We start from the raw sequence: 21,941 nt of genomic DNA, 5'->3' as shown, positions 1-21,941 counted from the left end.
AAGACGAAGTGAGCGTCAGGGCCAGCGCCGATATGGCATGACGATTTTTTCACCTATGATTTACAAAGCACATGACACACTTTGAGACAAACCGTCGCACACAATGATCGCGGCATGCCTTTCACCGATCTGGATTCGATATGTCGAAAACCGTCGCCCCACCCTATTCTCGCTCAATAAATCCGTGGATTTATCTGGGTATCCCCGCTGTTGTCGCGCTGATCCTCGTACTCCTTGAGCTGACTTCGCTGGACATGGACATCGCCAGGCTTGCCTTCGATCCCGTCAGTGGGCAATTCATTGGCAGGCATAGCTATTTTCTGGAAGACGTCCTTCACGACCGCGCCAAACAACTGGTGATGGTTTTCGGCGTACTGGCGATGATCGGCTTTGCCGCGTCATTCAAGGTAGAACGCCTGATCCCGTGGCGCAGAGAACTGGGTTGTCTGGTGTTGTCCATGGCGCTTTCAACCGCATTCGTGACTCCAGTAAAAGTGGTGACCTCGGTGCAATGCCCCTGGAGCCTGACCGAGTTCGGCGGCCAGGAAACCTACAGTGAACTGTTGAGCCCGCGCCCCGCCACCGACAAGCCAGGTCGCTGCTGGCCGGGAGGTCATGCGGCCACCGGTTTTACCCTGTTTGCCCTGTTCTTCGCCTTGCGCGACCGCCGCCCGAGAATGGCGAAAATGGGGCTGGCCCTGGCCTTCGGTTTGGGAACAGTGTTCTCTATCGGCCGAATGCTGCAAGGCGCGCACTTCTTTTCCCATAACATCTGGACTGCAGTGTTTTGCTGGTTGATCTGTCTGGGGGTTTACTACTTTGTACTTTACCGCCCCGAACCCAAGGGCCTCGATAACAGCAAAGTACAACCGACGCACTGATTGATCCGGAACAGCAAGACAAAAAAACCCCGCACAAGGCGGGGTTCTTTATGGGTGTAGCTTTTCGGGGTAAAGCCGGCTTACATCATGCCGCCCATACCACCCATGCCGCCCATGTCCGGCATGCCGCCGCCTGCTGGCTTGTCTTCAGGCACGTCAGCGATCATCGCTTCGGTGGTGATCATCAAGCTGGCGATGGAGGACGCCGCCTGCAGAGCAGAACGAGTCACTTTGGCCGGGTCCAGGATACCCATTTCAATCATGTCGCCGTATTCGCCGGAAGCAGCGTTGTAACCGAAGTTACCCGAACCCTGCTTGACCTTGTCGACAACAACGCTTGGCTCGTCACCGGAGTTGGCAACGATCTGGCGCAGAGGTGCTTCAACGGCGCGACGCAGCAGAGCAATACCGACGTCCTGATCAGCATTGTCGCCTTTCAGACCTTCGATAGCTTGCAGGGAGCGAACCAGTGCTACGCCACCGCCAGGTACCACGCCTTCTTCGACGGCTGCGCGGGTTGCGTGCAGGGCGTCTTCAACGCGGGCTTTCTTCTCTTTCATTTCAACTTCGGAACCGGCACCGACCTTGATCACTGCAACGCCGCCAGACAGCTTGGCCAGACGCTCTTGCAGTTTTTCCTTGTCGTAGTCCGAGCTGGTGTCGCCGATTTGCTGACGGATCTGGGAGATGCGCGAGTCGATATCGGTTTTAACGCCAGCACCATCAATGATGGTGGTGTTTTCTTTGTTCAGGATAACGCGCTTGGCATTACCCAGGTGTTCCAGGGTAGTGGTTTCCAGGCTCAGGCCGATCTCTTCGGAGATAACGGTACCGCCGGTCAGAACAGCGATGTCCTGCAGCATAGCCTTGCGACGATCGCCGAAACCTGGAGCCTTGACGGCTGCAACTTTCACGATACCGCGCATGTTGTTGACAACCAGAGTTGCCAGCGCTTCGCCTTCAACGTCTTCAGCGACGATCAGCAGAGGACGGCCAGCCTTGGCGACTGCTTCCAGAACCGGCAGCATTTCGCGAATGTTGGAGATCTTCTTGTCGACCAGCAACAGCAGCGGGCTGTCCAGCTCGGCAACCATGGTGTCTGGCTTGTTGATGAAGTACGGAGACAGGTAACCGCGGTCAAACTGCATGCCTTCTACAACAGACAGCTCGTTTTCCAGACCCGAACCTTCTTCAACGGTGATAACGCCGTCTTTGGTCACTTTTTCCATGGCTTCGGCAATGATGTCGCCGATGGAGTGATCAGAGTTGGCCGAAATGGTACCCACCTGGGCAATTGCCTTGGTGTCGGTGCAAGGCTTGGACAGTTTTTTCAGCTCTGCAACGATGGCGATGGTCGCCTTGTCGATGCCGCGCTTGAGGTCCATCGGGTTCATGCCGGCAGCGACAGCCTTCAGGCCTTCGTTGACGATAGCCTGAGCCAGAACGGTAGCGGTAGTAGTACCGTCACCGGCGTCATCGTTGGCACGGGAGGCAACGTCTTTGACCAGCTGCGCGCCCATGTTTTCAAAACGGTCTTTAAGCTCGATTTCCTTGGCAACCGACACACCGTCTTTGGTGATCAGCGGAGCGCCAAAGCTTTTCTCGATGATAACGTTACGGCCTTTAGGGCCCAGGGTCGCTTTAACTGCGTCAGCCAGGACGTTTACACCGGCGAGCATTTTTTTGCGGCCAGAATCGCCGAATTTAACTTCTTTAGCAGCCATGATCATTATTCCTTGAATACTTTGTAGTAACGGAAATCAGCGGGAGCACTCAGCCTTCGACGACAGCAAGAATCTCGTTCTCGCTCATCACCAGCAGGTCTTCGCCGTCTACTTTCACTGTGTTGCTGCCGGAATAAGGGCCGAACACAACCTTGTCACCCACTTTCACAGCCAGCGCACGCACTTCACCGTTGTCCAGCACGCGGCCGGTACCCACAGCAACGATCTCGCCACGGTTAGGCTTTTCAGCAGCCGAACCTGGCAGAACGATACCGCCGGCAGTTTTCGTTTCTTCTTCACTGCGACGGATTACGACGCGGTCATGCAGAGGACGAAGCTTCATTGTCGATCTCCTGATTATGTTTGTTTGATCGTCCGGTGAGTGCACCGGCCGGTTTAAATCCGGACTTGCCGGTTACGGTTCGACGCGCGAACCGCAGAATACGGTCTGGCCTTCATGCCAGAAACCTTGCGGTGACCCATACATAAGGGCGAGCAAAGTGATTACAAGTCTTGAGCAAAAAAATTTTACAGCCCAATTGCCACGCCAAAACGAGCGCGGCACCCGAAGGTGCCGCGCTGCCGGGGGTGTAACGGCTACTTGTCGCGATGTTCGAACTCGCCTTCGATCACATCCGGCTCGCGGGTCGGCTGGTGAATGGCATTCGGGCGATGGCTGGCAGGTCCCTGATTGGCCTGAGTCTGCAGATCATCGGCGAAGGCGCGCTGACGCATAGCCTGATCCTCTGCACGGCGACGAACCTTGTTGATCAGCAGACGACGAGTAATCGGCAGCAGACAGATCACACCCAGAATGTCACTGATGAAGCCGGGCAACAGCAGTAGACCGCCACCGACGGCGACCATCAGGCCTTCGAGCATTTCCTGGGCAGGCAACTCGCCACGCGCCAGACTTTCGCGCGCACGCAGCGCCGTTGCAAAACCGGCTACCCGCATGACGAACAAGCCCAGCATCGACGTCGCGACGACCAGCAGGAAGGTCCAGAGAAAGCCGATGGACATCCCGACACGAACCAGCAGAAACAGCTCAAGTACCGGGAATAATAGAAACAGCAGCAAAAAAACACGCATCAAATGAGTTCCTCAAGGGAAGAATGCCTTCCGAGTAGACCGTATGTGATGTCAGAAGGTCGTTAATTCAAGCTCCCTGCGCTTGGGTAACAGCTTAATTATGCGCATAAGTCAGCTGAACCTGGGCTTCACAAACGTGTATCGGTGTATTTCAGGGCTGGGTGGCAGAGGCGAGACGAACGGGCGAAAACAGCCTATAACGTGCTCTGGCTATGGCATAAGCACTCGCATCAAGCCAGTGATGCCATGGAAACGATCAACTGTGATTGGGCACGCACATGGAATTGAAAGACAAGCTGATAATTATCACCGGCGGATGCCAGGGGCTAGGCAGAGCCATGGCCGAATATCTGGCTGGCAAGGGCGCGAACCTGGCACTGCTGGACCTGAATCAGGACAAACTTGATCAGGCCGTCGTAGCCTGTGAGGCGCTCGGGGTCAAGGCTCGCGCCTATCTATGCAATGTCGCCAATGAAGAACAGGTCGCCGACACGGTCAATAAGGTCGCCGAGGATTTCGGGGCCATTCATGGCCTGGTCAACAACGCCGGTATTTTGCGTGACGGCCTGCTGGTCAAGGTCAAGGATGGCTTGATGACCAAACTGAGCCTGGCGCAATGGCAATCGGTGATTGACGTCAATCTGACCGGCGTATTCCTCTGCACGCGCGAGGTAGCAGCGAAGATGATCGAGCAGAAGAGTCAGGGCGCGATCATCAATATCTCGTCGATTTCACGGGCAGGGAATATCGGACAAACCAACTATTCGGCAGCCAAGGCCGGTGTTGCCGCCGCTACGGTTACCTGGGCACGCGAACTGGCACGCTACGGAATCCGCGTGGCGGGCGTGGCACCTGGGTTCATTGAAACCGAAATGACCGGCAGCATGCGCCCCGAAGCACTGGAGAAGATGACCTCGGCCATCCCGCTCAAGCGAATGGGCAAACCCGACGAAATCGCCCACTCGGTGGCTTACATTCTTGAAAACGATTATTTCAGCGGCCGCATACTGGAGCTGGACGGCGCGATGAGAATCTAGTCAGCGCATAGCGGCAGAGCGATGCACACGGTGTGCATCGCTCGTCACATTGTTTACCAGCTCACACCGAAACCGGCGGTGTAGCGGGTCTTGTCCACGTCGCCGTTATCCGAGCCACTGATGATGTTTTTCTCGGCCTTCAGGTTAAGCGACGCCCAGTCGGTAACCTTGTAGCGCAGCCCGGCTTCGACATCCATCGAGTAATCGGCAACGCCACTCAACGGCTTGCCCAGTTCGCCGTTGCTGAAGAACTCGAACTTCTTGCCGATCAGGTAGCGGTTGTAATCCCAGGTGCCGGCAACGGAATAGAAGTTTTCCTTCTGGCCATTGGAGAATTCGAAATCTGTACGGTTGAGCAGCGCACCGACCTTGAAGGCTCCCAGCTCGTCATCCCACAACTGGTAACCAGGACCTGTACCGACAACACGCTGGCGCGACAGGTCTTCGATCTTGTCGCGCTTGTAGGTCACACGAGCATCCCAGAAGAATTTCTCGGTCAGGAAGCGGTCCAGCGAGTATTCGGCGCTCCAGTTGTCGGTGCCCACCACATCATCGGTCGTTTCGCGGTTGTAATCGCCTTTGGCGTTATGGCGCCATTGGCCGTGACGCGCCGAAGTCTTGAAGGCAATGTTGTAGTCATTGGTATCGTTTTCTGCCTGCTGGAAATCCAGCGCCGCATCGATATTGCCTTTCCAGACAAGATCAGTGATAACCGGCTTGGGCTTGATGATCTGATGAATGCTTGCCAGTTCGACGGTCTTGGGTGCATCGCCATTAGCCAGTACGACCTTGCCGTCGTCCGAAGCCTGCAACGACTTGGAGACTTCGCCTGTGTGCTCATCCTGCTTGACCAACAGTGGCTGATCGCTTTGCAGGGTTTTGACCTGCTTCCAGTCCAACGGAATAGCGCCGCCGTATTCGGTCTGCAATAGCAGCTTGCCACCGTCGAACACTTTGATTGTGCCAGTCAGCCTATCACCGTTCTTCAACCAGACAGTGTCGGCAAGCAATGGAGTGGAAACAGTAGTAATTGCGAGGCACAGCAGGGTTCTGGACAACATAAGCGGTAATCAGGCTCTGTTTGGCGGGAAGGCGGGCATCATCCTGCAGAAAAACATCAAGGCGATCTCAATCCATGGACCGCCGGACACGGTGGTAACAGACAGCAGCGATCGACCAAAGTTCCGCGAACGACAATCAATATCGTTTTATACAGGATAAACGCGTGACCGACCCGGACTTGACACTTCTTTACCCTGGCGAGCCGTCAGCTGCCGAAATGCGACGTACGGCCCTCTACCTGACGATGGCGCAAATACCGGAGGGCAAGGTGGTCGCCTACGGTCAACTGGCTGAACTGGCAGGGCTGGGCAAAGCTGCGCGCTGGGTGGGCCGTACATTGAGTCAGTTGCCGGACGGCTCCTCCCTGCCCTGGCATCGGGTGCTGGGGGCCGGCGGTCGGCTCAGTCTGCCCGTTAGCAGTGTGTCCGGTGACGAACAGCGGGCCCGTTTGCGCGCCGAGGGCGTTACCATTCTGAATAATCGGGTGGATATGCAGCGCCATGGCTGGCGTCCCCTATAGCACAGCGGTTAGAGTGCGCCCTTTGTTTTCGTAACCTGAGGCAGATTCCAGCCCATGCCCCGTAAAACCTGGCGCGCCGCGCTCGCCGCATATGCCAGCCCGTCGACATTAGTGTTACTGCTGCTCGGATTCGCTGCGGGCATGCCTTATATGCTGGTCTTTTCGACATTATCCGTGTGGTTACGCGAAGCCGGTGTTGCTCGCGAGACCATCGGTTATGCGAGCCTGATCGGTCTTGCCTACGCCTTTAAATGGGTCTGGTCGCCCTTACTCGACCAATGGCGCCTGCCGTTTCTGGGCAAGCTGGGGCGGCGGCGCTCCTGGCTGGTGCTGGCACAGAGTCTGGTGATTCTCGGCCTGATCGGGATGGGCTTCTGCGATCCGCAGAAGCATTTATCCTGGCTGATCGCAATTGCCGTGGTGGTGGCCTTCGCCTCCGCAACCCAAGACATCGCCATCGACGCCTATCGCCTTGAAATCGCTCAGGACACCCAGCAGGCCGCCCTCGCCGCCAGCTATATGTCCGGCTATCGGGTGGCCGCACTGTTGGCGACCGCGGGCGCGCTGTACTTCGCTGAAGGTTTCGGCTCAACAGGCTTTGCCTACAAGCATTCGGCGTGGACCGGCACCTATGTGCTGTTTGGCCTGCTGATGCTGCCAGCGCTGGTCACTACACTGATCATGCGCGAGCCACCCGTACCGTTGCGCACCCAACTGTCGGCAGCGCGCTATGGTTTTACCCACCAGTTGGCCTCGGTGTTCGTGCTCATTGTGCTGCTGGTTTCAGTACCAGCAATGTTTACCCAGCTTTACAACACCGACTTCGCCAGCGTGCTGTTCAACGGCACCAGCTGGATGGACCTGCTGCTGGAAGACCGGGCTTTCCTGCGCGCCATTCTCTATACGCTTCTGACCTTCGCCTGCCTGTCGTCAATGGGTCGTCGCGGGCTGGCACCGGTGCTTACGCCGATCAACGACTTCATCATGCGTTATCGCTGGCAGGCCCTGCTGTTACTGGGCCTGATTGCAACCTATCGAATGTCGGACACGGTGATGGGCGTCATGGCCAACGTGTTCTACATCGACCAGGGCTTCACCAAGGACCAGATCGCCAGTGTCAGCAAGATCTTCGGCCTGATCATGACGCTGCTGGGCGCTGGTGCCGGTGGTCTGCTGATCGTACGCTTCGGCATCATGCCGATCCTGTTCATCGGCGGCTTCACCTCGGCAGCGACCAACATCCTGTTCCTGTTGCTGGCGGACATGGGGCCGAACGTGAAGATGCTGATCCTGACCATCTCACTGGACAACTTCAGCTCAGGGCTGGCGACATCAGCGTTTGTCGCCTACCTGTCGAGCCTCACCAACCTTAAGTTTTCCGCCACTCAATACGCACTGCTCAGTTCCATCATGCTGTTGTTGCCGCGTTTGCTGGGCGGTTATTCCGGCGTGGTGGTGGAGAAATTCGGTTATCACAATTTCTTCCTGATCACCGCTTTACTGGGCATTCCAACGCTGGTGATGATCATTCTGCAATGGAGCCGCGAGATACGCACCGCGAAGGCCGAGGCGCCGACAGAAGTTTCAGAGATCGAGAAATCCTGATCGCTGGATCACTCATCAAGGAAAAAAAGTGGACACCGAAAACCAAACACGCCCTTTCAACCCCATCCCACTGATTCTTATCAGCCTGGGGATCTGGCTACCCATCATCGGCACCCTGCTGACATATTATCTGTCGCGAGACGCTGATGGCCTGTCCGGATCAATGGCCTTGGGCAGTGCGGTAGTGCTGCTCGCGCAGGTGGAAATCTTCGCGATCATCTTTCTGCTGATTTATGCGTTCGCCGTAAAGCCATGGAGACTGTCCAGAAAGATACGCACAGTGTTCTCCATCAACGCAGTAGCCGCCACTGTCGCAGGCCTCGGCATTATCGTCACGCTGGCCAATATAAGCCTGCAGTAATCGCCAACTAAAAAGCCCTGATGCTCGTGAGCCAGGGCTTTTCATATCACACTCCTCCAGCCCTCTCTACTAAAAGCAAAGCCTTGCAGCCTGCATGGCCGTGCTCATTACGCCGTAAGAAACGCACTACAGCTTCTTATGAATTGGACGACGAAATCGTTAGCCATTCCCCACTACCTCAGCGCGCCGTGAGGAGTAATGTTGCCCGGTGATGGCCCATTGCAATTTAAGTGTGTGCCCCCGGAAAGAAGTCTATAGACTCACGCCCCTCTCTATATCAGCACTCTCTAGCGGAACGAGCGGCTGGTTTTATATAACGGAGCAACAATGTTAAAGGATCTAACGGCGCTATTTGCGCCACAAAACCGTCGCTTGATCAAGCTGACGACCGTTGCCCGTGACGAACAGGAACTCCTGCTGGAACGTTTTTCCGGTACTGAAAGCCTGTCCGAGCTGTTCAGTTTCGAGTTGTCGATGATCAGCCGCGATGCCGGCCTGGAACTCAAATCGCAGATCGGCCAGCCTGCACAATTGGCAATAGAACTCGCCACCGGCGAATCGCGCTACATCAATGGTTATATCAGTGCCTTCAGCCTGGAAGGCAGCGACGGCGGCCTGGCCCGCTACAGCGCCACACTAAGCCCTTGGCTATGGATGCTCTCGCGACGCGTCGACTCGCGCATATTTCAGGAACAGACCATCGAAGCCGTTATCCGAACGGTATTTGCGGCCTACGGCGCATTGCCCGACTTCGAGTTTCAACTCAGCCAGCCACTCAAGACGCACAGTTACATCACCCAATACCGTGAAAGCGATCTGACCTTTGTATTGAGGTTGCTGGAACACGAAGGCCTGTTCTTCTATTTCGATCACAATCAGGAAAAGCACACGCTGATCATTCTTGATCACTCGCGTGACCTCTCGCCCCTGCCGCAACAGCCAAGCATTCGTTATCACAGCGCATCCGTTACCGAGACAGCGGACTCGATTACCGAATGGCGCAGCCATCGACGCCTGCAATCGGGGCGCATGTCCATTCAGACATTTGACTACAAGCAGCCCCGTAATCAGTTGCCTGTCGGCATGCCGAGCCTCAATGAGCAGGGCAACGTCGACGCGTATGAAGTGTATGACGTGCTCGATCACTATAGCCATGGCACCTTCAAAGACGGTGAACGCCTGGTGCGTCAGCGCCTGGAAGCCATTGAAGTACAGGGCAAGACATTCACCGGCAACAGTACCTGCCGCGCCATGTACCCTGGCCACACCTTTGAGCTGACCCAGCATTTTGATCATGACCGCGGCTCTGCTGAAGATCGCAGTTTTCTGCTGATAACGGTCAAGCATGAGGGCAGCAACAATTACCTGTCGGACGAAGGCGCGGGCTACACAAACGAGTTCGTGTGCATTCGCCACGAAATCCCCTACCGTCATCCGATCACCGTCCCGCGCCCGAGCATTCCGGGCCCTCTGAGCGCCATCGTGGTCGGGCCGGAAGGTGAGGAAGTGTTCACTGACGAGCTGGCGCGGATACAGGTCAGGTTCCACTGGCAGCGCGGCGACAGCCTGCCGCAAGGCACCACCTGGTTAAGGGTGGCGATGCCCAGTGCCGGTAGCGGCTTCGGGCATCAGTTCATGCCACGCATCGGCCAGGAAGTGCTGGTGACCTTTCTGGCGGGCGATATCGACCGGCCTCTGGTGACGTCGGTGCTCTACAACAACATTAATCTGCCGCCACGCTTCAGCAAGGCCTCGGGGCTGCCCGGCAACCGCACGCTGTCGGGGATCCGCACCCAGGAACACAAAGGCAGCGGCTTCAACGAACTGCTGTTCGATGACACGCCAGGCTCGCTGCGCGCGCATGGGCACGACCCATCAGGCCACCGCCCTCAACCTGGGCAAACTGACCGACCCGCGCACTGACGGCACCGCCCAGCCACGCGGCAACGGCGCAGAACTGCGCACCGATGCCGCCATCGCCCTGCGTGCCGCGCAGGGCATGTTGCTCACCACCTATGCGCGTACCGACGCAAAAGGCTCACAGCTGGATCGCGAAGAGCTGCTCAAACTGCTGGCCGAGTGCGGCGAGCTGTTCAAATCCCTCGGCGAAACCGCCGCCGCGCGCGGCGGTCAGGCAGTGGATGCTCAAGGCATCGACGCCTTGCGTCAGTCGCTGAATCAATGGCCCGCGCCGGACAGCAACGGCTTGGGCGACCCGGTACTGGCCATGACCGCAGCAGCAGGTATTGCCAGCGCCACGCCGCGCTCGCAGGTTCACTATGCCGGTGAACACCACGACACCACCGCGCAGAACAACCTGCAATTGACCAGCGGCGCGGCCATGCACCTGCAAGCGGGCAAAGGGCTGTCAGCCTTCGCCCAGGACGCGGGGATCAGCGCCATCGCCAACCGCGGCAAAGTGCTGGTGCAGGCCCAGGAAGACGACATCGCCCTCAATGCCCAGAAAAACCTGCACGTCTCGGCCGTCGAAGGCGAAGTGGTCATCACCGCGCCGACCATTCGCCTGGTCGCCGATGACGGCAGTTACATCAAGATTGGCGGCGGCGTCGAGATCGGCTCGCAAGGCAAAGTCACTGTGCACGCCAGCGAGCACGACTGGATCGGCCCCAAGACCGACAGCGCTGCGATCCCCTCTTTCGGCCGCGACCCCGCCGCCCAGCAGGTCACCTTCCACTACCCCGGCCACAGCGAACAAAGCCCGCGGGCAGCAGCGGATCACTCGTATGAAATCAAACTGGAAGATGGCAGCCTGGTGAAAGGAATGACGAACGCAGACGGACTGACGGAGCGCGTGGAACGCGAAATGATGCATCAGGCGCAAGTATCGGCACTACGCAGCGGCACACCGAAAGGAGGTGCGCAATGAACGGCGTCGATGAATACGCCGTTGCCCAAGGCAATACGCGCCTGATCCCCAACCTCAACACCACCTGCAAAATGGAAGTGCCCGGCGATTTGCCAGGCGTAGTGATCTTTCTGCACGGTGTGAATGACCCGGGGGCGTCGTACAGCATGGTGGAGAGCGGGTTGTGTCAGGGGGTGAATGAGCGACTGGACCGGCCGGATCTGGTGGCGGGGCGGTACGGGGCTGAATACGAAAAGTTAAGAAAGCTACCATCTGAAGATGTGCAAGACGATCAGAAGGGCATTCTGGACGATCCCGACACCTATCTTTATCAACGCGACACCAAGAATCCGAAAACCCGTAGCCTGATGATTCCCTTTTATTGGGGATATCGGGCCGAGCCTGGCGAGGTGAAACGGGACAAAAACGACGACCCAACCAAGCTCCGCGACCAGTATCAGGACGTGCGCGGCAATCGTCTGGACAGGCACTTTGGCAAAGGTGGAGGTTTTTTTGCCAACGCCACCAACAACCTGTCGCAGATGTACGACAAGGGTTTGGATAAAACACTTCTTCATAAGGCGGTGCAGGCAAGGCTACCCAATACGCTGTACATGGGCGAAGGCCCGCATCGCCGTTATTTTGTTCTGGCGGCTACCCGGCTGGCCATGCTGGTACGCGAGATACGCCGCGTATCCCCGGACGAAACCATCACCATCATGGGCCACAGCCAAGGCACCTTGATCACGTTGCTGGCGCAAGCCTTGCTGGTGGATGAAGGTCAGCGATGCGCGGATACGCTGATCATGGTGGACTCGCCTTACAGCCTGTTCCCTAATGTCACACCCAAGGGCCACGACACGCTGTCCACGCTGACGCGTATTGTCACTGAAGTCACTCAGGCACCTCACACCCAGCCGCCGCTGTCGGACCTGCGTAACCCTGCAACCTATTGCGGGCGAAGCGGCCCGAAATGGAGTCCGGCGCAGGGTGTACGCAAGGACAAGGTCGGTAATCTGGCGATTTTTCCGGAGCGCGATAATCGCGGCAAGGTGTACTTGTACTTCTGCCCGGACGACACCACCGTTGCTCTGGATGACGTCAAGGGCATCGGCACGTATGGCGTTTGGGATACGCTGGGCAAGAAAAACGGCCGGCAACCCATGAATGAATTACAACCGTTGCGTTTCTACCAACGCATGTGGACCAAGCGCCATCGTGACAACGCTCCGGTACTGGTCGGAAAGCCGGCAGGTCATGAGCTGCTGCGTGCGGACAATGAGCCACGCTACCCTGGAGGCTGGACAGTGGCAGGTGTCATCTCGCAAGCCCCGGTAGAGATGGGCCAGTTGTGCCTGATAAATGCCGAACCCTTGAGCCCTCCACATGAGCCACAGATGTTTGGTGGTGAGTTTGAATCAGGCACTGCCACCAAAGCAGGCTTAGACAAGCCCGATGATGTGAGCATCAACGCCGCACTGGGCAATCCTAGCGCCAAGTTCAACTGGATTAATATCAGGACCTATTCAGGCCGGATAGATTTGGAGCAAGAGCGCGACCGCTGGAATAAAGGCAAAGCATCCGGTGATCAAACTAGCGCCATGCAAAGTCGGCGACTGACCGGAGAAGGCGCCCCTAAACCCTCGGACAGGTACGCTCTGGAGCGAGAGGAAACCCCCAATGAAATTCGGGCAAGGCTGGCCGAGGCTCCGGAGTTGGACCCGAACAGCTATCACTCGGCGGTGTTGCGCAGCCCGGAAAATCAGCGCTGGGTCACGGCGATGGACATTGCGATTGGGCAGGCGAAATGCCTGGACGATCCTGAGATGCGTGAGGTGTTGGTGGCGATTGCGAATTGGAGGATAGATAAAACTACATTCGGAATCATTGAAAGATTACCGGGATGGGCAAAAATTAGCGTCGAAGCTCAGACATTGGTGAAAGCCAGTCATGCGTATTACCAACGAGGCATATTTCCGCCCTCTGGGCTGGTATCACTAACGCCGCCGTCTTTAGTAACCGCCCCACTTGAAAAAAGTGGTGAAAAGTGAAGCTCCATCAACCGAAAATCTCACTACGCCCCAAGCTGAAGGCGTATATCTGGATAACTGGAATACTACTTTTTCTCTGGATAGGGTTCGTCCTACTTGCCTACTTTAAAGCACAGGAAAACAACATGGAACTTCGTGACATACACTCGGTAACACGCTGGGGCATTGCAGCCATTTTGGGCACTTTACTGCTGATCTACAGCGGCCACTGGTGGGGTAAAGCCGTTGCTCATGAGAAGGTTGAACTAGCCGCGTATAAATCTAACGTAGCAGCACAAGTTTCCGAACAGCAGGCGCTGCAAAAACGGACCTACGCTTTAGAAATGCGCGGAATCGGACTAGCCGTAGGGGGATGGCATCAATCATCTGTATGGCGAAAAATCAAAGAAAAGAAAAATAATTTTACATCAATATATTCGCAAAACCCCGAAGATTATACGGATTCCTTACTCTCTCGAGAGAATACCCAGAGCATTAATATCCGTGCTGCATTCAAGCACTCAGCAGGCGAGGCGGTCGCATATTGGCCCATCCCAACGTTTGCAATTGCCCCCCCCAAACAACCTGCGGATACGGGTGCTGCTGACAATATTTTAAATGGGCGCAACGCTGCTACTTTAGGTGTGACACTGTTTTTGTGGCAAGACGCTGAAAACACCACCCATGCTCAAAAAATGCTTGAACGCTTATTCCGTCTTTTTGACGATAATCCCCAAGTGCCTCAGGCGCTAATCGTAAGTGAAGATGGTGACGTCACGCGAAACGGCTTGCGTGTGGCGGGTACTCCCGGACTGCAAAATGCTCAAGTCGTACCAACAGTGTTCGAAAGCATGACAGGCCTACTGGTCACTCGCTCGGATCGGGTAGATCGCTACATCCGTCAGTACGCGACTAATGAATCAGAGGACAATCAAAACAAGAACAGCGATCTGGGCAAGCTATGGAGTTTTTACTGGGAGCGCGACAAGAATCTGTATGAAGCGGGTGCAGGCACCTATAATCCCAAGGTACCAGATGCCCCGAGCACCATGTCCACCGCCTACTGGCAATCCCAGCTCCCCACCCTCTGGAAAACCATCAGCAATCGCGGCCCCGGCAATTTCGAGCCCTCCCCTTGGTTACCTATTCGCTGGGGTCAGCATCAGGTCAAGGAGTTCGACGCTGCGCCGGTACTCGGCTATTTGCACCGCCCGATCAAGGTGCCCATGCAGGATGAAAACGGCAAGCGCCTGAAACCTGCATTGCAAGCCAAAGCCTTGCAAGCCGCCTGGGTACAGGCGCTGGATACTTTGCCCGAAGGGCAGAAACCTGTACGGGTGTTCTATGACAGCACCAACAACCCGGAAGCCGAAATTGCCCTGAACAACGCCCTGCACGACCTGAACAAGGACGGCCACGGTCTTGAGCTGGGCAATGTCGAAGAGGGTTACGACATCGGTCGCCGTCTGGGTAATACCGGGGTCAGCGGTGCGCTGGTCGAGATCAATCTGGCTACCATCGCCAGTTACAAGGATGGCGGCGTCAGCGCCGTGGTCTACGCCGGCACCGATGGCAGCCTGACCGTACAAATGGTCCGCCCGCCCGATGAAGCCCGTAAAGCGAAGAACAGCCAGAACCGCGGCGCAGACCCGTTTACCTTCGGCTCGCCAACCGGCGGGGCACCTGCAGAGTGAGTTACCCCGTCTGCCTGGGCGACGCCACCAGCAGTGGTGGCCGAGTGGTGTCCTGCCAACTGGCAGGCACTCACACCCTCAACGGCAAGCCTCCGGCCGTGCTGGGCGACAAAGCCACCTGCCCGCTTCATTCAGGAGAATTCGCCTTTATCGAAGGCCACCCCACCCGAAAACTGAACGGCATACCGGTGGTCCTGCACGGCCACCGACTGGCGTGCGGCTGCCAGGGTGTGGCCAGCCACGCCATGAATGTGCGAGTGGTCTAGGGGTTTTATTTGTGATCAGACCATGCAAGGGAAGCACAGGAAAACGATATGGAATTGCGTGACATACATTCGGTAATGCGCTGGAGTATTGCAGGAATTCTAGGTGCGGTTCTGCTCAGCTACAGCGGGCATTGGTGGGGCAAAGCTATTGCTAATGAAAAGCGCGAACTGGCGGCTTATAAATCCGAGATTATTGCTAAAAATACAGAACAACAGGTTGCGCAAGCACGAACATACTCACTAGAAATACGAGGCGTAGGCCTTGCAGTCAATGACTGGCATCAATCGTCTGTCTGGCGAGAAATTGCTAAAAAAAGCAACAATTTCTCATCGATATTTCCGTCGGACTCTAAAGCCTATAACCCATCATTGAGCTCGCGAGAAACTACAGCGGATATTAATACTCGGGTGGCTTTTCAGCATTCCGCAGGAGAGTCAGTAGCCTATTGGCCAATTCCAGCCTTTGCTTTAGGCCCTCCGAACCCTTACGAAAAGCCCTACCGTGCAGCGAACCTGATCAACTCTGGCCGGAATGCAGCGACCTTAGGTGTCACCCAGCTTCTCTGGCAAAACGATGAGAGCACCAACTACGCACAAAACACGATCGAGCGCCTGTTTCAGTTTTTTGAGGCTAATCCTAAAGTTCCGCAAGCACTGATCGCAAGCGAGGACGGGGACGTCACGCGGAACATATATCGCAAACGTGGCACTCTTGGCCTGCAGAAAAATACTCAAGTAGTACCAACGGTATTTGAAAGCATGACAGGCCTGCTGGTCACCCGCTCTGACAGGGTAGATCGATATATTCGTCCCTATGCGACAAACGAGCCCGAGGACAACCAGAGCAAAGATACCGATCTAGGCAAGCTTTGGGCTTTCTACTGGGATCGGGACAAAGCATTTATGGACTGGTACGAAACTGCCGAGAAAGCGAAAGGCGTTGAAACCCCCTACGCCCCCGGAACCATGTCCACCGCCTACTGGCAATCCCAACTCCCCACCCTCTGGAAAACCATTAGCAACCGAGGCCCTGGCAACTTCGAGCCCTCCCCGTGGCTGCCCATCCGCTGGGGTCAGCATCAGGTCAAGGAGTTCGACGCTGCGCCGGTACTCGGCTATTTGCACCGCCCGATCAAGGCGCCCATGCAGGATGAAAACGGCAAGCGCTTGAAACCTGCTTTGCAAGCCAAAGCCTTGCAAGCCGCCTGGGTGCACGCGCTGGATACCTTGCCCGACGGTCAGAAACCTGTACGGGTGTTCTACGACAGCACCAACAACCCGGAAGCGGAAATCGCTCTGAACAACGCCTTCCACGACCTGAACAAGGACGGCCACGGTCTTGAGCTGGGCAATGTCGAAGAGGGCTACGACATCGGTCGTCGTCTGGGCAATACCGGGGTCAGTGGTGCCCTGGTCGAGATCAATCTGGCGACCATCGCCAGTTACAAGGACGGCGGCGTCAGTGCGGTGGTCTACGCAGGCACCGATGGCAGCCTGACCGTACAAATGGTCCGCCCGCCCGATGAAGCCCGCAAAGTGAAGAACACTCAGAACCGCGGCGCAGACCCGTTTACCTACGGCTCACCGTAAGTACGAGCCGTGCGGGAGGTGTGACATTTTACTATCGAAGAAAAAACCTACACGCCAACTGGATAGGAAAACAGGGACAGAACAATGACTACCGAAGCTAAAAATCATATCGGCCACTATTTTTTCCTCACGCTCATTGGCTTGGGAATCTGGCTGCCCATTAGCGGTATAGCCCTTTGTATATACGTGCTTCAAACAGCCAGCAATTTAGGCATGGGAGCGCTGACTGTCGTCGGAACGATATTTTCACTCCTGTGCATAGAGTTTGTCGCAACTGGCCTGTTGCTTATATACGCATATTTGAAGAAACCGTGGAGATGCTCCAGAAAAATCCGAACAGTTTTTTTCATACATGCGTTGGCAGCAGGCCTGACTGCATTTTCAGCCTTTATATGCTTTTTGATCATAAAGCTACAATGAGTCCCAAAAGTCACACCCAAAAAAAATGACTGATCTGTGTAGACGCAATATTCAAGAAGCCGATGATGAGTCGGCTATAAACGCGACACTCGCCACAAAAGACTAACCTTTAACGAACGCATACAAAAAAGCCCCGACTCTCACAAGCCAAGGCTTTTTCATACCGCACAAACCACTATTCCTGAACCACCCGCACAATCCGTTGCGGCAATGGAATCTCGATGCCTGCGTCCTTCAAGCGGTCGCGTGCTTCGATGTTGAACATCGACGTCACGTCGCCCATGTCGCCACTGCTGGTCCAGACACGCAGGGACAAGGTAATTGCGTTCTCCCCCAGCGCTGCCACCACGGCCTGTGGGGCCGGGTCCTTTAGTACGCGTGGGTCGTCTGCCATGTCCAGCAGGACCTGCAATGCTTTCCTCAAATCCGCATCGTGGCTGACGCCGATATCGAAGGTGATCTTGCGGGTTGGCTGACGGTTGGTGTTGGTGATGATGCCGTTGGACAGGTTGCCGTTGGGAATGATCACCGTACGGTTGTCGCCGGTGCGCAGCACGGTGTGGAAGATCTGGATGTTGTCGACAGTTCCCGACACACCCTGGGCTTCGATCCAGTCACCGATACGGAACGGACGGAACAACAGAATCAGCACACCACCCGCAAAGTTCGCCAGGCTGCCTTGTAATGCCAGACCAATCGCCAGGCCGGCAGCACCGATAGCGGCCACGAACGAGGTAGTTTCGACGCCGATCATCGACGCGACGCTGACCACCAGCAGGATTTTCAGAATGATGTTCGCCAGGTTGCTGACGAAGCCCTGCAAGGCCAGGTCGGCGTGTCGCAAGGCCAGCAACGCGCCCAGTTTTCCGGTCAGCCGGTTGATCAGCCACCAGCCCACACACAGCGTTACGACTGCCAGCAGCAAGCGGCTGCCGTACTCCATGATCATCGGAATCCAGGCCTGCGACGCTTGCCACAGATGACCGACTTCTGCGTTTAAATCCATCGTTATCTCCTTACCCGCCATGAACTGCCATCGAAACCACGGCGGCCTGCCGTCATTTCAATGCTCAAGGCGATTCGGACTGGCCGGGGGACGCAGGGTTCCCCGGCTTTCAGTGCAAATAAAATATTAGTCGCGGAAGTTGTTGAATTGCAGCGGCATGCCCGAATCATAGGCACGCAGCGCTGCGATCGCTTCTTGCAGGTCGTCGCGTTTCTTGCCGGTAACCCGCACCTGCTCGCCCTGAATGGCGGCCTGGACCTTGAGTTTGCCCTCTTTGATATGGGCGACGATTTTTTTCGCCAGTTCCTTGTCGATGCCTTCGCGCAGGGTGACTTCCTGCTTCATCAGTTTGCCCGAAGCGTAGGCATCCTTGATCTCGAGGCATTTTGCATCGATCTTGCGTTTGACCAGCGCCAGCTTGAGGATTTCGATCATGGCCTCCAGCTGAAAGTCTGCTTCTGCGGTCAGCGTGACAGTCAGTTCCTTGAACTCGAACGTGCCTTTGCCTTTGAGGTCATAGCGACGGTCCAGCTCTTTGATGGCATTGTCGACGGCATTCGTGACTTCGTGTTTATCCAATTCGGACACTACGTCGAACGAGGGCATGTATGTTCTCCAGATAAACGGCGTGCGCACGATTCGGGCACGCGTGACTTGACGGTTTGAAAGAACGCTCATTATAACGAGACTTTTCCTGCATTCACTGTGAGCCTTTCATGCACATCCTTGTTTTCACCTTCAGCAGACCGCTTCAACGCCTTAACGTGCCTCACTGATGGCGGTGACATGGCATGTTCTCGGCGCGGGAAGTCTGGGCACTCTGTGGGCGGCGCGACTGGCGCGCGCAGGTCTGCCGGTGCGGCTGATTCTTCGCAATGCTGAACGGCTGGCGGCTTATAACACCAGTGGCGGTTGCGTGACACTGGTCGAAAACGATATCGCCCACACGTACTCGGTCGAAGCACAGACCGCCGAACATCACCAACCCATCGAGCGGCTGCTGGTCGCCTGCAAGGCCTACGACGCTGAGCAGGCTGTTGCGCAGTTGGCACCGCGTCTGGCGGCACATGCCGACGTCATCCTGCTACAAAACGGCCTGGGCAGTCAGGACGCTGTGGCTGCAAGAATCCCCCACATCCGCTGCGTGTTCGCCTCCAGCACTGAAGGCGCGTTTCTGGAGTCGGACTGGCGTGTCAGGTTAGCTGGCCACGGTTTCAACTGGCTTGGCGATGTATCGAACCCGACGGCACCCGCACTTCTGCAGGACTTGCACGCCAGTGGCATTCCCCACGAATGGACACCGGACATCCTGACGCGGCTGTGGCGCAAGCTGGCCCTGAACTGCGCGATCAACCCGCTGACGGTCCTGCACGACTGCCGTAATGGTGGCCTGCTCGAGCACGCCTGCGAGGTCGCAACACTGTGCGCCGAGCTGAGCGATTTGCTGGGCCGCTGCGGCCAGCCAGCGGCAGCGCATGACTTGCATGCTGAAGTGCTGCGGGTCATTCATGCAACGGCAGCCAATTACTCATCCATGTATCAGGATGTGCTTCACGGGCGACGCACCGAAATCAGCTACCTGCTGGGTTACGCGTGTGCGGCAGCCGTGCGTCATCGCTGTCCGGCAGCACACCTGCAGCAATTGCAGACACGTCTGACAGCCCATCTGGCACACAAGGGTTTGCGTACTGACTAGCGCGCGCTACCCTGCTCGCATCACATGTCACTGCGACCTTCCCAATGCCTTTGCGCCAACGCCTGGAAAACCTGCCGGTAGGTCAGAAACTGCTGGCCGCCCTGCTGGTCCTGATGACCACCGTGCTGCTGGTTGCGAACCTGACCTTCATCAGCGCGGCTTATTACATCTCTCAGGAAGCGATGGCCCCGCAGGCCCTGCAGACCATTGGCCGTCTGATCAGCAGCGCCAATCTCAACGAGCGCGCCTTGAACTCGCCTGCCGATGCGCGTGCCTTGCTCAAGGAACTCAAAAGCTACGGCCCGCTACGTGCAGCGGCCATATACGACAACGACGGAGAGCGACTTGAGCAGATGCAACAGGGCGAGGGCCTGCAACTGCCCAGACACTACAAGGACCTCGAAAGCTGGCGGCTTACTGAATTTCGCAGCACGCAGGTCATTACCGTACCGAAAGGCGACGAACCGCCCGGGCACATGTTACTGGTTGCCAGCAGCGAGCTGCCTCCCGCGTTCTACACCGGCACACTGACCGCGAGTCTGGGCATTCTGGTGTTCAGCGTATTGCTGTGGCTGGTGGTGGCCCGGCAGATCCGGCGCTTGATCACAGAGCCCATTTATCAGTTGGAAGAACTGTCGCGGCAGGTCACCCGCGAAGAAAACTACGCACTGCGCGCAGAGCCTGGCAACGAGGATGAAATCGGCAGTCTGGCCGAGGCATTCAATACCATGCTGTCGCGTATCGAAGCGCGTGAGCAACAACTCAAGCGCGCTCGAGATGACTCCCAGGAAGCTTACGATCAAGCACAGGGGCTGGCCGAGGAAACCCGCCACACCAACCGCAAACTGGAACTGGAAGTCCAGGTGCGCAGCAAGATCGAGAAGAAGCTCACCGGCTTTCAGAACTACCTCAACAGCATCATTGATTCGATGCCCTCGGCGATGATCGCGCTGGACGAGCAGCTGTACGTCACCCAGTGGAATCAGGAGGCGACAGCGCTGTCCGGAACCACGCTGGACGAAGCGTTGAACCAGCCGATCTTTCTGGCCTTCGAGCCGATGCGCTCGTTTCTGCCGCAAATCAAGCACACCGTCGAGCGCCACAGCGTGACCAAGATCGAGCGCGTGACCTGGATCAAAAACGACGAGTCGCGCCACTATGCGCTGACGTTCTACCCGCTGACCGGCGATGCCGGGCGTGGCGTGGTGATCCGTATCGATGACATCACCCAGCGTATATCGCTGGAAGAAATGATGGTGCAGTCGGAGAAGATGTTGTCTGTCGGCGGTCTGGCAGCGGGCATGGCCCACGAGATCAACAACCCGTTGGGCGCCATTCTGCACAATGTGCAGAACATCAGGCGGCGTCTGTCCCCGGAACTGCCGAAGAACATTGAGCAGGCCGAAGCCGACGGTATCGATCTGGCGCAGGTCAATCATTATCTGGAAAGCCGCGAAGTACCAAAACTGCTCGATGGCATCCAGCAAGCGGGTGCCAGGGCAGCAAAGATTGTCAGCCACATGCTCAATTTCAGCCGCTTGAGCAGTCGTCAGCTGTCAGCCTGCGACTTACCGGCATTGATCGATCAGGCAGTGGAAATTGCCAGCAACGATTTTGACCTGACAGTCGGTTTCGACTTCAAGGGCCAGCACATCATCCGTCAGTTCGACCCGGAACTGGGTCCGGTACCGTGCATCGCCAACGAACTGGAGCAGGTGCTGCTGAACCTGCTGAAGAACGCCGCCCAGGCCATTCACCAGCGCCCGGAGAGCGAGGAGCCTGGACGCATCATCCTGCGTACCCGTCTCAACCCGCCCTGGGCCGAAATTCAGGTGGAGGACAACGGCATCGGCATGTCCGAAAACGTCCGAAAACGTACTTTCGAACCGTTCTTTACCACCAAGGAAATCGGCCAGGGCACCGGGCTGGGTCTGTCGGTGTCGTATTTCATTGTTACCAATAATCATAAAGGCCAGATGGAGGTGCATTCCTCTCTCGGCACAGGCACCTGCTTTACGCTGCGTCTACCGTTGGTGGCCAACCAGGTAAGCGTTCAGCAGCAGGTTATTTCCAAGTCTTGATCAGGAATCG

At 56.6% G+C, this 21,941-nt stretch carries 18 protein-coding genes and 1 pseudogene; 13 read left to right on the top strand and 6 right to left on the bottom strand.

What is annotated here, in order from left to right:
- Positions 1 to 140 precede the first annotated feature (140 nt).
- Positions 141 to 881, top strand: coding sequence for a phosphatase PAP2 family protein (locus tag RYC18_RS02455; protein WP_004666171.1), 741 nt, complete (start codon positions 141 to 143; stop codon positions 879 to 881).
- An 80-nt stretch (positions 882 to 961) separates the two neighbouring features.
- Here the strand turns inward: RYC18_RS02455 and groL are convergent, their stop codons facing one another.
- From groL to RYC18_RS02440, 3 genes are all read right to left on the bottom strand, one after another.
- Entirely contained in the window at positions 962 to 2,605 is a 1,644-nt protein-coding gene (gene groL / locus RYC18_RS02450) for a chaperonin GroEL (RefSeq protein ID WP_002555022.1), read from the bottom strand.
- Positions 2,606 to 2,654: 49 nt separating this feature from the next.
- Positions 2,655 to 2,948: a co-chaperone GroES gene (locus RYC18_RS02445; protein ID WP_003304675.1), complete on the bottom strand. Its 294-nt coding sequence runs from the start codon at positions 2,946 to 2,948 to the stop codon at positions 2,655 to 2,657.
- Between the two features lie 254 nt (positions 2,949 to 3,202).
- The gene (locus tag RYC18_RS02440) at positions 3,203 to 3,697 is read right to left on the bottom strand and encodes an FxsA family protein (protein ID WP_002555024.1); all 495 of its coding nucleotides are present in this window, start codon (positions 3,695 to 3,697) and stop codon (positions 3,203 to 3,205) included.
- 278 nt (positions 3,698 to 3,975) lie between these two features.
- Between RYC18_RS02440 and RYC18_RS02435 the strand changes: the two genes are divergently transcribed.
- A complete protein-coding gene (locus tag RYC18_RS02435) occupies positions 3,976 to 4,734 on the top strand; it encodes an SDR family oxidoreductase (RefSeq protein WP_316882698.1) in 759 nt (252 codons plus the stop codon).
- Between the two features lie 53 nt (positions 4,735 to 4,787).
- Here RYC18_RS02435 and RYC18_RS02430 read toward each other — a convergent pair whose 3' ends face one another.
- A complete protein-coding gene (locus RYC18_RS02430; protein WP_005733444.1) occupies positions 4,788 to 5,795 on the bottom strand; it encodes a DUF481 domain-containing protein in 1,008 nt (335 codons plus the stop codon).
- 164 nt (positions 5,796 to 5,959) lie between these two features.
- On the opposite strand from RYC18_RS02430, the gene RYC18_RS02425 reads away from it, so the two are divergent.
- From RYC18_RS02425 to RYC18_RS02385, 9 genes and pseudogenes are all read left to right on the top strand, one after another.
- Positions 5,960 to 6,316 (top strand): MGMT family protein, encoded by a 357-nt coding sequence (locus tag RYC18_RS02425; protein WP_410478343.1) that lies wholly within the window; start codon positions 5,960 to 5,962, stop codon positions 6,314 to 6,316.
- A 54-nt stretch (positions 6,317 to 6,370) separates the two neighbouring features.
- Positions 6,371 to 7,921: an AmpG family muropeptide MFS transporter gene (locus tag RYC18_RS02420; RefSeq protein WP_010200805.1), complete on the top strand. Its 1,551-nt coding sequence runs from the start codon at positions 6,371 to 6,373 to the stop codon at positions 7,919 to 7,921.
- 28 nt (positions 7,922 to 7,949) lie between these two features.
- The gene (locus RYC18_RS02415; RefSeq protein WP_005779011.1) at positions 7,950 to 8,282 is read left to right on the top strand and encodes a hypothetical protein; all 333 of its coding nucleotides are present in this window, start codon (positions 7,950 to 7,952) and stop codon (positions 8,280 to 8,282) included.
- A 327-nt stretch (positions 8,283 to 8,609) separates the two neighbouring features.
- A pseudogene (locus RYC18_RS02410) lies at positions 8,610 to 11,169 on the top strand (type VI secretion system Vgr family protein).
- On the top strand, positions 11,166 to 13,199 hold the full coding sequence (locus RYC18_RS02405; protein WP_057405150.1) for a DUF3274 domain-containing protein: 2,034 nt from the start codon (positions 11,166 to 11,168) through the stop codon (positions 13,197 to 13,199). The pseudogene RYC18_RS02410 and the gene RYC18_RS02405 overlap by 4 nt, the downstream one beginning before the upstream one ends.
- Positions 13,196 to 14,872 (top strand): DUF2875 family protein, encoded by a 1,677-nt coding sequence (locus tag RYC18_RS02400; RefSeq protein WP_162882963.1) that lies wholly within the window; start codon positions 13,196 to 13,198, stop codon positions 14,870 to 14,872. Before RYC18_RS02405 ends, RYC18_RS02400 begins: the two co-directional genes overlap by 4 nt.
- Entirely contained in the window at positions 14,869 to 15,138 is a 270-nt protein-coding gene (locus RYC18_RS02395; RefSeq protein ID WP_003350919.1) for a PAAR domain-containing protein, read from the top strand. The genes RYC18_RS02400 and RYC18_RS02395 overlap by 4 nt, the downstream gene beginning before the upstream one ends.
- Before the next feature lie 48 nt (positions 15,139 to 15,186).
- A complete protein-coding gene (locus RYC18_RS02390; protein WP_046832764.1) occupies positions 15,187 to 16,728 on the top strand; it encodes a DUF2875 family protein in 1,542 nt (513 codons plus the stop codon).
- Positions 16,729 to 16,812: 84 nt separating this feature from the next.
- On the top strand, positions 16,813 to 17,148 hold the full coding sequence (locus RYC18_RS02385) for a hypothetical protein (RefSeq protein ID WP_005745021.1): 336 nt from the start codon (positions 16,813 to 16,815) through the stop codon (positions 17,146 to 17,148).
- A 175-nt stretch (positions 17,149 to 17,323) separates the two neighbouring features.
- On the opposite strand, the gene RYC18_RS02380 is transcribed toward RYC18_RS02385, so the two are convergent.
- Together RYC18_RS02380 and RYC18_RS02375 are read right to left on the bottom strand one after the other, a co-directional pair.
- Positions 17,324 to 18,154: a mechanosensitive ion channel family protein gene (locus RYC18_RS02380; protein WP_003363993.1), complete on the bottom strand. Its 831-nt coding sequence runs from the start codon at positions 18,152 to 18,154 to the stop codon at positions 17,324 to 17,326.
- Positions 18,155 to 18,280: 126 nt separating this feature from the next.
- Complete coding sequence (locus RYC18_RS02375) at positions 18,281 to 18,760, bottom strand: YajQ family cyclic di-GMP-binding protein (protein WP_005745020.1); 480 nt, start codon at positions 18,758 to 18,760, stop codon at positions 18,281 to 18,283.
- A gap of 169 nt (positions 18,761 to 18,929) precedes the next feature.
- Between RYC18_RS02375 and RYC18_RS02370 the strand changes: the two genes are divergently transcribed.
- Together RYC18_RS02370 and RYC18_RS02365 are read left to right on the top strand one after the other, a co-directional pair.
- Positions 18,930 to 19,850, top strand: a complete 921-nt coding sequence (locus tag RYC18_RS02370) for a putative 2-dehydropantoate 2-reductase (protein WP_005745019.1) — start codon at positions 18,930 to 18,932, stop codon at positions 19,848 to 19,850.
- 44 nt (positions 19,851 to 19,894) lie between these two features.
- Positions 19,895 to 21,931: a sensor histidine kinase gene (locus RYC18_RS02365; RefSeq protein ID WP_005780979.1), complete on the top strand. Its 2,037-nt coding sequence runs from the start codon at positions 19,895 to 19,897 to the stop codon at positions 21,929 to 21,931.
- Positions 21,932 to 21,941: the final 10 nt, after the last annotated feature.

This window comes from Pseudomonas syringae group sp. 247E2, assembly GCF_032587795.1.
GTDB classification, from domain to species: domain Bacteria; phylum Pseudomonadota; class Gammaproteobacteria; order Pseudomonadales; family Pseudomonadaceae; genus Aquipseudomonas; species Aquipseudomonas amygdali.
Note: the sequence above shows the minus strand (reverse complement) of the source record. Positions and strands in the feature narration are given on the sequence as shown.

Coding starts and splice junctions, on each gene's coding strand:
- RYC18_RS02370 (WP_005745019.1), top strand. CDS start 18,930: ATGGCGGTGACATGGCATGTTCTCGGCGCGGGAAGTCTGGGCACTCTG.
- RYC18_RS02430 (WP_005733444.1), bottom strand. CDS start 5,795: ATGTTGTCCAGAACCCTGCTGTGCCTCGCAATTACTACTGTTTCCACT.
- RYC18_RS02420 (WP_010200805.1), top strand. CDS start 6,371: ATGCCCCGTAAAACCTGGCGCGCCGCGCTCGCCGCATATGCCAGCCCG.
- RYC18_RS02405 (WP_057405150.1), top strand. CDS start 11,166: ATGAACGGCGTCGATGAATACGCCGTTGCCCAAGGCAATACGCGCCTG.
- RYC18_RS02375 (WP_005745020.1), bottom strand. CDS start 18,760: ATGCCCTCGTTCGACGTAGTGTCCGAATTGGATAAACACGAAGTCACG.
- RYC18_RS02380 (WP_003363993.1), bottom strand. CDS start 18,154: ATGGATTTAAACGCAGAAGTCGGTCATCTGTGGCAAGCGTCGCAGGCC.
- RYC18_RS02365 (WP_005780979.1), top strand. CDS start 19,895: ATGCCTTTGCGCCAACGCCTGGAAAACCTGCCGGTAGGTCAGAAACTG.
- RYC18_RS02390 (WP_046832764.1), top strand. CDS start 15,187: ATGGAATTGCGTGACATACATTCGGTAATGCGCTGGAGTATTGCAGGA.
- RYC18_RS02445 (WP_003304675.1), bottom strand. CDS start 2,948: ATGAAGCTTCGTCCTCTGCATGACCGCGTCGTAATCCGTCGCAGTGAA.
- RYC18_RS02455 (WP_004666171.1), top strand. CDS start 141: ATGTCGAAAACCGTCGCCCCACCCTATTCTCGCTCAATAAATCCGTGG.
- RYC18_RS02435 (WP_316882698.1), top strand. CDS start 3,976: ATGGAATTGAAAGACAAGCTGATAATTATCACCGGCGGATGCCAGGGG.
- RYC18_RS02385 (WP_005745021.1), top strand. CDS start 16,813: ATGACTACCGAAGCTAAAAATCATATCGGCCACTATTTTTTCCTCACG.
- RYC18_RS02440 (WP_002555024.1), bottom strand. CDS start 3,697: ATGCGTGTTTTTTTGCTGCTGTTTCTATTATTCCCGGTACTTGAGCTG.
- groL (WP_002555022.1), bottom strand. CDS start 2,605: ATGGCTGCTAAAGAAGTTAAATTCGGCGATTCTGGCCGCAAAAAAATG.